This is a genomic window from Candidatus Thermokryptus mobilis, from assembly GCF_900070205.1.
Classification (GTDB): Bacteria; Bacteroidota; Ignavibacteria; order Kryptoniales; family Kryptoniaceae; genus Kryptonium; species Kryptonium mobile.
In genome coordinates this window covers 18251-30685 of sequence record NZ_FAOO01000021.1, presented here as the reverse complement: position 1 = coordinate 30685, position 12435 = coordinate 18251, and the positions used below count along the sequence as shown (strand labels likewise).

The window sequence follows — 12435 nt, the reverse complement described above, 5'->3', positions numbered from 1 at the left end:
GGAGATTGTGGATGTTTTGGGAGGTTGGTTGGGGGTAGGAATGACCTTTTTCATTTGTTTTTAAATTTGGCTTTAATTTCTGGTTTAATTTTTGTAAAGTTAAAAACAAAGGGAGGAAGGTAAAATGAAGCATTTAATGGTTATGGGGCTTATATTGCTCTTAGTTTTATCTTTATATTTTGCTTTGTGGGGAATATTTGCTAGTGATGTGTTAGCTGAAGGAGGAACTTGCTGTAATGATCCAAACGCCACATGTTATATAAATTTTGGTCATGTCATTATAATTCAACCGGGCGCATATTATAGCCCTTCATCGTGTCAACCCCAGTGATTTTTTCTGTGGGTGTGCATTAAGCGTGCTCAAATTTTAACAAAATGAGAGAATTATTTATTTTATGTTTAAAAGAAAAAGATTTTTGGTTTTTGGGTTTATATTTTTGTGTTTAATGTTTGTTGGTCTTTATTTTTTGATTGATAATTATATGAAAATGAGATTTTTCAAAGGGCAGATTTTACTTGGCGAAGTTGTGATACAGGATGATTCGTTAGGAGAAGTTGAGGGCATAATTTGCCTTGGGCGTTATCTTATACTGAATGATAGAAAACCTCTTGGTAGTAGAGGGAAAATTCAAGTTTATGATAGGGGTAATTATAATTTGGTTGCTTCAATTGGTAAAGAGGGTTCTGGTCCTGGAGAGATTAGAAGTGCTGTAGCTTTAAATTATATCCCAGGTGATGAATTCAGATTTAGTATTTTTGATGTGTCATTGAATCGCCTGACAATTTATTCCTTAATAGACGGTATGTGTAAGGTTGATAAGGTAATATCATTTGAAGGAGCTGGAAATTATTATGCTCATGTTATCAATGATTCTATTATTGGAGTGCTTGATTTTTTAAGCGATGGTCGTGTTAGCTTATATAATTTTTCTGGAAAGAAAAAGGAAACATTTGGCGAACTGCTTCCTGGAAGAAAGAGTGGGGTTCCTCTGGATATACATAAGGCAGCTATGCAAGGTAAATTAAAAGTAAGCCCAAATAGTTTATATTGTATTTTAAACGCAACATTTTCTGATTTTATTGATGTATATAAGGATAAAAAGTTGGAAAAAAGATTTCATGGTCCTTTGAAGGTTTTACCGCGATATAAAGTTGAATCTTTGCAAGGGTTTCCTGTGATGGCTTTAGACACGAAACGAGCAATCCGAGGTTATATAGACATATTTGTTACAAATGATTATATTTATGCGTTATACTCTGGAACACCTTTTAAAAGACATAGTGGGGGTAAGTTAATTCATATTTATAGTATTGATGGAAGATTTGTTAAGACATATTTACTTGATCGTGAAGTTTTTGGGATAACTTTGGATCCAAATACGGGAGAAATTTTTGGAATTGATAAATCGCTGACCAAAATAATAAGGTTTAAAGTTTCTGCTTTTAAGCGATAGAGTTAATTCAACGCTTTTGGGTTTCCTTGAAAAGAATGGTTATGATAAATCCATATTGTTTAAACTTGACACGATAAAATTTAGGCTTCCGCCAAAAGTTGATGTGTTATCTTTATTTGTCGATGAAGGAAGGATTATTTATACTTATGCTTTAAATTCAAATAGTTATAAGAATTTGGATTTATTTTATCGTAAAATTTTGCGATATGTTAATGATGAGAACTCGTTGCGTTAAGGAATAGTTGTGAGGTTTAAGGTTTTAATTTTGTTGCTTTTTTTCTTTGCTTGTTCAGTTAAGGAGGATAAATCTACTGGTAAAGCTTTGGAGCCGGATATTTCATCTTCACCGAGTTGGATGGAGTTAAATGTGAGGGGATCACGCCTTGACTTTCAAGTTGTTGATAGATTTTTAAAGGCGAAGGGTTTACCGGGTAGATTTGAGATAAGTTTAATCACAAGTGAAAGTGAGGGTAAAGAGAGGGTTAGAAGGGTGGAGGAGATTTTATCTGGTGAAGATGTTATGGATGATGTTGTCAGATTCTTTTTATATAACACGATCGCTGACATTTATTTGCGTTTGTCAATTTATAGTCCTAAACCCGAGTATTTTGCTCAAGCCGAAAGATACGCAAAGTATGTGATTGATAAGTATGGTGATGACGAAAGGTTCAGGGGTTATATTTGTGTTACTTGGGATAATCTCGCATATGTAATAGTTTAACTGAAAGATTTGACGAGGCGTTAAAGATTTGGGAGGATTTGATTGATAGATACAGTGACATAGTTGAAAGTCCTGATTATAGGAATTGGTTTGGGGTTCAATGTTTGTTTTCAGTTTCTGGCGCGCTTAACAGGATATGTGGTGATAATTTTAATGATAAGTTATATGATAAGGCGGTTTCTTTTTTGGGGGATTTCAACGGTAAGAAATGATGAGGTTGGTCTTTTTGCGGATATGTTGTTATATGAATATTATTTCAAATTGGGCAAGCGGGATTTAGCTGAGGGAAAGTTTAAGATAGTTGAGACAAAGATTGCCAATTATAACAATCCGAGCATATATAATTTTTGGAAAGGATTGCAGAATAGTATCAAGAGATGGGAGAATTTGAAGAAAGGGATATAGGACTTGATAAAGAAAATTTTCATATATTTTTTCGTTTTTTGAGTTTGTTTTAGGCTTGATGCTTTTGTTTGGAATTGTGGATGTTTTGGAAGGTTGGTTGGGGGTAGAAATGATGTTTTACATTTATTTTTGAATTTTGCTTTGATTTCTTGTTTAATTTTTATAAAACTAAAAACAAAAGGAGAAAAGTAAAATGAAGAAGGTTATTTTTCCATTTTTGATGCTTTTGTTTTTTGCTTTACTCTATTCACAGACAAAGGATGATGATCCCGGAAAACTTTCTCCAATACCAACATTTTATAAAGGTAGGTGGATAGAAATGGGGGTGAGATTAGTACCACGGCTTTGTAATTGGGTTGAGATTACCTTTGGTTTTCCATCGCTTATCCAGATTAGAACAAGATATACTTTTGACCGTTATATTAGCTGGGAATGCGGTTTTGAAGGGCTTGAGTGCATGCTTCGGGCGAAGCGAGAAACAATAGAACATGGAAGATGCGATTAAAAAGAAAAGGGTTAAATGATGATGAAAAGTAAAAAAGCGGTTATTTTTATATTATTGATTTTTCTGTTCTTTTTGTTTGCTCTATCTCGCCTTTTCAATTTTCATTTCATCGTTAGCTTCGGTGGTGAGCAAGATAAAAATGTTAAATTAAGCGAAGTTGTTAAGTTTGTAAAATCAATAAGGATTAAAAACAACGGCAAAGATTTCTTGGATTATGATATCGTTCAAAGTATTGCTTATATTGATAGTTTTTTGGTTATATGCAATAGATCGCAGGGGAAAATATGGGTATTAGATAGTTCGGGTAATGTTTTAAGGATATTTGGTGGAGTAGGGTCTGGACCTGGCGAATTTAAAGCGATTCAAGGATTTGATTTATCAAAGGATGGTCTGATTTATATTTATGATCATATAAACGCGAGATTTACAGTTTATAATTTGAGGGGGGAGTTGGTAAAAGTTTTTCAATTTTCTGAACCCGGCTTGATAATTAAGCATATTGCAGTTGATGATTCTGGAAGGATATTTGTCCATCATCCGCCTTCGGCAAGACATGAGTATTCTGGTTTTCTAACTTTGATTTATGATGATGGTAAAGTTAAAGAAACATATACTGAGGATATTGATTGGGGATATCAAAGCTACTTTTATAGAGGTTTCCTAGGGGGTGATTTGATAATTTCGTCGGGTTATGTAGTTGAGGCAAACGATTTTACTGGCGTGACCTTGCATAAGGTAGATTCAAAGGAGAAAATTAATTTTGAGAAACCTAAGGGATTATGGAGTGAGATCAAGAGATTAAGGACTTATTCTGTTGATACCTTGGAAAAGGCGTATGATGCTAGATTATGGGGGCTGATTGAACACTCTGGTGTGGTTATGGTTCATTATTACAGTTCTAAGAAGAAGATGCCTAAGGGAAGTTATGGATATTTTCTTTTATACAACCTTGATGGTCGTTACCTTGGTAAGGTTGTTGTTGATTTGCCTGTGATTATGCACAGGGGAGATTTGAGGTATTTGGTAGTAATTGAACCCAACATACAAGATTCCAAATTGGATGAAAAGGTGCCATATGTTTTTAATATCTATGAGTGGGATTTGGCAAAGTTGGGTGTTGCTGTGGCGACTTTAAGGAGGTAGATTTCAGGGTTGGGTTATATATGTGAGCGGTGGTTAATTCTATTAAGTAGATTTTTGTTTTTGAATCCCATGGTATTTAAATTTTTGCAAGGTTTGGAAATTAAAGTTTAGCTTTGAAATGGGTGTAATTTTAAGTTTTCCAGCGGGTAGAAAAGTTTTTGATGTGCGAGAGGAGATAAAGAGTAGGATAGAGCGTGGGGAGTTTAAGAGTTTTATTTATATTGTGCCGACAAGGAGGAAGATAAGGGAGTTGCAAAGGGAATTTTTAAGTTATGCGCCAGGGAACATTGCTCCTGAATTAAACCTTTTTACGCTTGAATTGTTCGCAAGGAAATTGTATTTCAGTTCGGGTGTTGAAAAGCCTAAGCGTCTTATATCGGAGACAATTCAAGGGCTTGTTTTTCAAATGGTAATAGATAGTGTGATTGAGCAACTTGAATATTTTAAACCACCTGGGACAGGAAATGAGCTTCCAAAAGGAACAGTGAATAAGTTGATTGATACGATAGTTGGATTAAAAGAGGATGGGATTTATCCAAAGGATTTGTTGGAACAAATTGACAATGTTCGGAGAGGGGAAGATAGGGTAAAGCTTAAAGACATCGCTTTGATATATGAAAAATATGAGGGTCTTTTGCTTAGCAATTCGTTTGTAGATGTGCCGGGGATTTTCAAAGAATTGAACAATATCTTGACGATTGAAAATGCGAATTTAATTTTTAGGAATGCTTTTTTTGAAGTTGATTCGGTTTTCATTGATGGTTTTTCCGTTTTTCGCCTTCCGGAGATAAACTTGATAAAGATGCTCACAAAGGTTGATGGTTTAAGGATTGTGATTTTGTTTGATTATTTTGAGAAAAACAATAATCTTTTCGGTCATCTTGACGAATGTTATAATAAATTTCTTGATGCTGGTTTTGAAAAGCTTGAGGTAAAGCCGAAGACGGAAAATGATAAATTCGCAAGGTATTTAAACAAGTATCTTTTCAATTATATTGGTTTGAAGTTTGATAAGTATAATGCGAAGGATTTTGTCACCTTAATTGAAGCCAAGGACAGGGTAGATGAGGTGAAGACGATAGCTCGTTTGATTAAGAGCATAGTCAATGAAAGGTCCGATATTGATTTAAGCAAAATTTGTGTTGCGACTTACCGACCTGAAAAATATACGAATCTTTTCAGGGAGATTTTTCCTATTTATGGGATTCCAGCAAATATAACTGATAGGTTTTATCTTGAAAGGTCGCCTTTAGTTTCCGCGATAATTTCTCTTCTTGATATACCTGCAAATGATTACGCAATAGGTGGGATTGTTAAGGTTTTGATGAGCTCATATTTTGATTTTTGTGCTGGGACGGGGCGTGAGCTCAAGCCAGATAACATTTATTCTGCATCAAAGGAATTGAAGATAAAAAGCGGTCGTGAGTTTTGGAAGGAACGAGTTGAGAGGAGAATTGATTTTATAAAGGCGAAACTTGATGTGACAAGCGACGAAGATGAATATAACCAGCTCGTGCGCGAGTTAAATCTATTTAATGAAGCACTTCTTGATTTTGAGGGGCTTATGAAAATAGTGGATAAATTTTCCGCCGAGATGATGACACCTTCTGAATTTAAGGAGAGGTTGAGGGAAGTTTTGAGATTGTTAAGGGTTGAGGAGCAAATTTTGAAATTTCCGAGAAGTGTGGCTGTACACGATGAAATTGAAAGGGATGCGCGGGCTTATCAGAAGTTTATTGAAGTCGTTGATGAAGTCCTTGAGGTTTTTGAATTCAATATGAAAAGACGGGAAAGGTACAAGTTTAATTTTTATGTTGACTTGATAAAGAAGGCAATTTCAAGGGTAAGATACAATATAAGGCAAAAGTATGGTTATGGCGTTTATGTGACGGCACTTGAAGAGACAAGAGGTTTGAATTTTGATGTTATGATAATTGCTGGGCTTGTTGATACGGAGTTTCCATCTGTGTATGAGCCAGAGGTATTTTTAAGTGAAGAGCTTAGAAAAACGGAGTGGAGGCATAAGCTTGACGAGCGTTATCTTTTCTATCAGGGTGTTGTAAATTTCAAAACGCATCTTTATTTGACTTATCCGAGGACGGACGGGGAGAACGAACTCGTTAGGTCAAGGTTTATTGACTCTCTTGAACAGGTTGTTGAATTTGAAAAGGTGTCGTCGGATGATTTTGACCGTGGGATTTTTTCAATGCTTGAACTTTATGATAAGTTTGGCAGGTTTTTGAAGTTTGAACTTGGTGAAAGGGGATTTGATTTTGTTGTTGAGAAGTTTCCAAAGCTTGTCGCTGATTATGGAGATAAGATGAGATATATTTTTGATATTTCAAGGGTTAACATAAGCAGAAGCAATTCGCATGATGAAAATTATGCTGAATATAAAGGGATAATTAAAGCAGATTATTATGATGAGAAGATAAAACTTGGGGAACACGAGGAAAGGATTTTTTCAATATCACAGCTTGAGACATATGGTAAGTGTCCTTTCAGATATTTCTCTGAGAGGGTTTTGAATTTGCGAACATTTGAGGAGATAGAGGATCTTTTGACGCCGATTGAAAGAGGTATTTTATATCACGAGGTGCTTTATAAGTTTTACAATAGTTGGGTTGAGCTTGGTTTAAGTATTGCGGAAAATGTTGACAAGGCGAAGGAGTTGATAGTTGAAATTGCTCTTGAAAAGGCGAGCGAATTTGAGATAAACCATCCGCTTTGGGAGGTTGAGGTTGATGAGCTGGTTGAAAATATGAAGAAGTTTATCGATCTGGAGGCAAGTTCTATAGAATATAGGGAATATAAGCCGATTTATTTTGAGGTTGCTTTCGGACCCAAGATCGGAAGTAGAGCGGAGGTAGATGTCAATCTTTCAACGGATAAGCCAATTCAAATAGGGAGGGTGAAAATTCAGGGGAAAATTGATAGGATTGATGTGAAAGGGAATAAGTTTTTGATTTATGATTATAAGACGGGAAGATATGTTCCGACTTTGGATGATTTGGATAGGGGGATACATCTTCAGATTCCGATTTACATTAAAGTTGCTGAGGAAATTTTCAAAGACAGGGGTTATGAGATGGAGGGTGTTGGAGGGGTTAATTATATAGTTCGCGGTGATGTAAGGATTGGGAGAGTTTTGCAGAAGGGGGAAGGGAGGAGAAGCAAAAAAATTTTGGATGAGGAGGAGTATAAGAAAAAGATTGACTTGGCTGTTGAAAAAGTTAATGTTTATGTTGATGGGATTGTTAATGGTAAATTTGGTTTGACATCGCATGATGATAAAATTAGTAAAATTTGTTGGGGTTGTCCTTTCATTGAAATTTGTCGTATAAGTGAGGTTAAATTTGGAATTCAAATAAGAAATTGGGGTTGAGATATGAAAAGTCGGGTCATTTTTGATATTGAGACATCAGGATTTCCAATTGAGGATTTTGATGAGGCACAGTATGAGTATTTGATGAAGTTTGTTGAGGAGGAGGAAACGGAGGAAAGAAGGGAAAGGGAGAGGGCAAAGGTAATAGAGAGATTAAATCTCTATCCGTTGACGGCGCAAGTTGTGGCGATAGGGATGTTGAATGTGGATTCATCGCAAGGGGTTGTGCTTTATCAATCTGACGAGGTTGAAACTTGGGAGATTGAGATTGAGAAGATATTGAACATCTATGCTTCTGAGAACTCAAGAAAGGATAAGGTGAAGGTGAAATTTATTCCTGGAACGGAGAAGGAGATAATTGAAAGGTTTTGGGAGTATATTTCAAGGTTTGAGATTTTTATAACTTTTAACGGGAGAGGTTTTGATTGTCCATTTTTGATGTTGAGGTCTGCGATACTTGGTATAAAGCCGAGTCGTGATTTGATGGAATATAACAGGTTGAGGCGAGAGCCACATATTGATTTGCTTGATGAGTTTACATTTTTTGGGATGATGAGGAAGTTTTCACTTGATTTTTATTGCAAGGTTTTCGGGATAGAAAGTCCAAAGTCGCACGGGATAACTGGGCATGATATAAATAGACTTTTCAGCGAGGGCAAGTTCAGGGATATAGCGCAGTATTGTATGTATGATTTGATAGCCGAGGCGGAGTTATTTTTTAGGTGGGAACAATTTTTGAATCCAAGAAATATAGCGAATGAAAGGGGATTATGAACTTAACGCGAAATCAGGAAAAGGTTTTAGCGTCGCAGAAACATTTATCCATTACTGCGAATGCTGGTTCGGGGAAGACGACGGTTTTGATTGAGAAATATATTCGTGTTCTTGATGATATAGTCAAAGGGTTTTCGCTTGAGAAAATAGCGGATGCGGTTAAAAGTGTTGTTGTGATCACTTTTACTGAGAAAGCAGCAAGCGAGTTGAAAGAGAGGGTGACTTTGGCAATTGAGCGTAGGATTGAAAACGCAAGAGCTGAAAGGAGATGGACAGAGCTAAAAAAGCTTGAAGAGGTAAGGGATGCGATGCCTTCTGCTATAGTTGGGACAATTCATTCTTTCTGTGCGAGGATTTTGCGCGAGTTTGCCGTCACCGCTGGGGTTGATGCTAACTTTGAGATACTTGAAGGGGCTGAAAGAAATCAAGCGATAGGTTTAATCATTGAAAGGAAAATCAAGGATGTTTTCAAAAGAGAGGACGAAAAGGCGAAGAAACTTTTTGAGATAGTTAAAAAGCTCAAAATAGGCGCTTTTTATTCTTTGGTTGAAGATATGATCTCGTCGCGCGAGATAATTGAGAAGATAAAACGGGATATTTATTCAAAAGGTGATGATGAGATAATTTCATACTGGCGGAGCAAAATTTTCAAATATGTTGAAGATGTTTTTAAGGGGAGTCAAATGGTTAAAGTCTTGAGGGGGCTTGTGGGTCATATATTCGCTGGAGATGAAAAGGCGATAATTGCTGGTCAATTTGAAAGTTCGCTTCAAAGTGGTGATGTCAGCGGGGCTTATAGATATTTTTGCAAATTTATGGATGATATTTTCACTGCTAAGGGTGAAGTTTCAAGCAAGCTTAAAAAGGAGATTGAGAGAAAACCTGGACAAGTTCAAAGGCAAATTTATAAGGAGATTGAGCTTGTCAGGAAAGTTTTTTGGGATATAAAGGATTTGAAACTTGATACATTTGATTCGTATTTAGATGATCACAGGCAATATGTTGAGTATGCTCGTTTGTTGCTTTTGCTTTATGATGAGATTAACGATGAGTATGAGAATTTTAAAATTATGAACGGTTACCTTGATTTTGAGGATTTACAGTTGAAGGTCAGCAAGCTCCTTGATGTCCCAGAGGTTCAAGATGAGCTTGCGCGAAGGTTTAGGTATATTATGATTGATGAGTATCAAGATACGAATTATTTACAGTATGAGATTGTTAAAAAGTTGATAGGTGATTTTTCGGGTAAGACGAGACTTTTCGTCGTGGGTGATGAGAAACAAAGTATATACGGTTTTAGGGGTTCAAATGTTGAGGTATTTGACATCACGGCGAACGAGATTTGTTTGAGTGGCGATGGTGAAAAGATAATGCTTGATGAAAGTTTTCGTCTTTTGAGGGGGATAGCTGGTTTTGTCAATGTCGTTTTTGAGAAAATTATGGGTGAAAGGATAAGCATATATGAGGTCTCATATAGCCCGATCGTTGTCGGCAGGGATATAGATGATGACGGCAGAGTTGAGATTCTATTGGTTAAGGATGAGGACGAGAAAGGGGATGAAGAGCGACTTAAAGAAGCGAGGTTCGTCGCAAAAAGGATTCTCGCATTGCTTCAAGATGAAAGTGCTTATGTTTATAAAGATGGTGTGAAACAAGGGATAAAGCCGAGGGATATTGCTGTTTTGATAAGGAATAGGAACATTTTGAAACCGATTGAGAGTGCTTTTATTGAGCTTGGCATACCTTACATTGTTTCAAGCGGGATTGGTTTTTATCAAACGCAGGAGATTTACGATTTTATAAATTATTTGAAGTTCCTTGTTAACACTAATGATGATGTTGCTTTGGTTGGGATTTTGCGATCGCCATTTTTTGGGATAAGCGATATTGAAATTTTTAGGATTTCGGTTTATGGTAGAGGTGAAAGTTTTTGGGATAAGGTGAGAAGTTTCGCTACCCGAGTTGATGACCCGTTGCCGTCCGAGGGACTTAAAAGGGCGGTAAATTTGCTTGAGGAAGATTTAAAAGTTGCAAATAAAGTGTCAATCCCGTCTTTAATCCAAAGGATAATTTTGAATACATCTTACAATGGTTCTGTCCTTCCCATGAGGCGCGGGGAACAGATAGTCGCAAATGTTCAAAAGCTCATTGAAGTTGCACGCGGGTTTGAATCAAGGGGTTTAAATAATCTTTATGATTTCGTTGAACAGTTAAGAGTTCTTTCCGGGGAATATTTTCGTGAGGGTCAGGCGAGTGTTGAGCCTGGAATTGATGCGGTTCAGATAATGACGATCCACGCTGCTAAAGGGCTTGAGTTTCCAGTTGTCGTTTTGCCTTTCCTCGGGGAAGAGGTCAAGAAAAAGAAAGGAAGGAATTTTAACTTTGATGTGGATTATGGGATTGGTTTTAATTATGAAGAGGTGAAAGATTTGCCGATAAGCGTTGTCCATCGCTTAATCAGGGAACATAAAGAAATTGCTGAAGAGAAAAGAGTTCTTTATGTGGGGATGACAAGGGCGAGGGATATTTTGATTCTTTCTGGGGTTTATGGTGAAGGGAATAAAGAAACATACTTGAATTGGATTTTGAATGCACTTGACATAAAAGGTAAAGAGGATATAATCAATGATTTTGAAGTTAAGACGAAATTGATGTTTAAAGGTGGGGTTGAACTGCAGGATTATAGCGTGAAGGTTAAAATTTTTAGACATGGGCGCGATTTTGTTGAGGATGTTGTTTATTCTCCAGAGGTTAAGATTGATGTTGGGATTGATGAGGGGAAAATCTTTATAAAACCGCTTGAATCAAAACCGTATGGTGAATTTTTCAGTGCAACGCAACTTCAAACTTTTGCTCTTTGTCCGATGAAGTTTTATTTAAAGTTCCGGCTCGGTTTGCCTGAACCAAAGCGAGAATTTGTCTTTGATGAGGAGTTTGAAGATATAACAGCACCGCCTTATGAGGACGACTTTAAAGATGAGATAGTTGGAACTGTTAAGGGTAGAATCGTGCATCAAGTGCTTGAGAAATTAAAAGTTGGGATTGATGACGATAGATTGATTGAATTGGTGCGTTCGGTTATATATCAGAATGGAATTTCAAGTGAGAAGAAATCAAAAGTGCTTGAGGAGTTCGTCTTTGATGAGGTTAAAAGGGTCTTGAGTTCAGATTTTGGGCGAAGGATTTTCTCTGCAGACGAACATCACAGTGAGTATGGGATAAGCATGAAGTTTGGTGATAGTTATCTTATGGGTCGAATTGATAGGTTGTATAAAGTTGACGGTCAATGGGAGATAGTTGATTTTAAGACGGATGATGTGAGCGTTGAGGAGATTCAGAGGAAGCGTGTTGAGTATGAGGTTCAACTTGGAGTTTATGCTTATCTTCTCAGTAGAATTTATCCGCATCAGAAAAGTTTTCGCTCTTATATTTTGTTCACGAAATTTCCTGATTTACCAATTGAGGTTTTGCACACTTATGAGACGCTTGAAGAGTTTAAGGTTAAGATTGAGGATATGATTTCGCAGATAAAGAGAATAGACCTTGATGTGCGTTCTTCAATATCGTCTGATTTCAAGGAGCATTGCAAGATATGTGGCTATTTTGTAAATGGAAGGTGTATCGGTAGGGAGCTATGACCTATCTTTTGTTGATTTATCTTTCTGAAAACAGGCGGATAAAAGTTGGGCGACTTGGGTTGATTGATTTTTTCGCTGGCTTTTATGTTTATGTTGGTTCTGCAAAGTTTGGGGTTGATAGAAGAGTTAAGAGGCATTTAAGTCGGGAGAAAAAGTTATTTTGGCACATTGATTATCTTTTATCTGTAGATGGTTGTGATGTGATAAATGTTTTTTCTACTGATGCTGAGATTGAGCATAGAGTTGTAAAAAATTTTTTGGATGCTGGATTTAGAGTTGTGCGGGGTTTTGGCAGTTCTGATTGTGATTGTTTGGGTCATTTGTTTTATGTTGAGGATATGAAGAAGTTTGAGGATGTAGTTTCAAGGGATTTTGTTGTGTTTTTGTGAAATTTTTGAGAAATTAGAAAA

Annotated in this window: 9 protein-coding genes; all 9 read left to right on the top strand. The window is 36.5% G+C overall.

The annotated features are described in order from the left end of the window. Nucleotides 1–488 precede the first annotated feature (488 nt). The 9 genes from FKZ43_RS10250 to FKZ43_RS10210 all read left to right on the top strand — a co-directional run bounded on the left by FKZ43_RS10250 (nt 489) and on the right by FKZ43_RS10210 (nt 12414). Complete coding sequence (locus FKZ43_RS10250; RefSeq protein ID WP_181180343.1) at nt 489–1454, top strand: BF3164 family lipoprotein; 966 nt, start codon at nt 489–491, stop codon at nt 1452–1454. Between the two features lie 244 nt (nt 1455–1698). Further along, the gene (locus FKZ43_RS10245) at nt 1699–2175 is read left to right on the top strand and encodes a hypothetical protein (protein ID WP_140945801.1); all 477 of its coding nucleotides are present in this window, start codon (nt 1699–1701) and stop codon (nt 2173–2175) included. A 138-nt stretch (nt 2176–2313) separates the two neighbouring features. Continuing rightward, nucleotides 2314–2580 (top strand): hypothetical protein, encoded by a 267-nt coding sequence (locus FKZ43_RS10240; RefSeq protein ID WP_140945800.1) that lies wholly within the window; start codon nt 2314–2316, stop codon nt 2578–2580. A gap of 193 nt (nt 2581–2773) precedes the next feature. Continuing rightward, nucleotides 2774–3085: a hypothetical protein gene (locus tag FKZ43_RS10235; RefSeq protein ID WP_140945799.1), complete on the top strand. Its 312-nt coding sequence runs from the start codon at nt 2774–2776 to the stop codon at nt 3083–3085. A gap of 21 nt (nt 3086–3106) precedes the next feature. After that, nucleotides 3107–4228 (top strand): 6-bladed beta-propeller, encoded by a 1122-nt coding sequence (locus tag FKZ43_RS10230; protein WP_181180341.1) that lies wholly within the window; start codon nt 3107–3109, stop codon nt 4226–4228. 118 nt (nt 4229–4346) lie between these two features. Then, the gene (locus FKZ43_RS10225; protein WP_140945797.1) at nt 4347–7613 is read left to right on the top strand and encodes a PD-(D/E)XK nuclease family protein; all 3267 of its coding nucleotides are present in this window, start codon (nt 4347–4349) and stop codon (nt 7611–7613) included. 3 nt (nt 7614–7616) lie between these two features. Further along, nucleotides 7617–8387 (top strand): ribonuclease H-like domain-containing protein, encoded by a 771-nt coding sequence (locus FKZ43_RS10220; protein ID WP_140945796.1) that lies wholly within the window; start codon nt 7617–7619, stop codon nt 8385–8387. Beyond that, nucleotides 8384–12025 (top strand): UvrD-helicase domain-containing protein, encoded by a 3642-nt coding sequence (locus tag FKZ43_RS10215; RefSeq protein ID WP_140945795.1) that lies wholly within the window; start codon nt 8384–8386, stop codon nt 12023–12025. Before FKZ43_RS10220 ends, FKZ43_RS10215 begins: the two co-directional genes overlap by 4 nt. After that, nucleotides 12022–12414, top strand: coding sequence for a GIY-YIG nuclease family protein (locus FKZ43_RS10210; protein ID WP_140945794.1), 393 nt, complete (start codon nt 12022–12024; stop codon nt 12412–12414). The genes FKZ43_RS10215 and FKZ43_RS10210 overlap by 4 nt, the downstream gene beginning before the upstream one ends. Nucleotides 12415–12435: the final 21 nt, after the last annotated feature.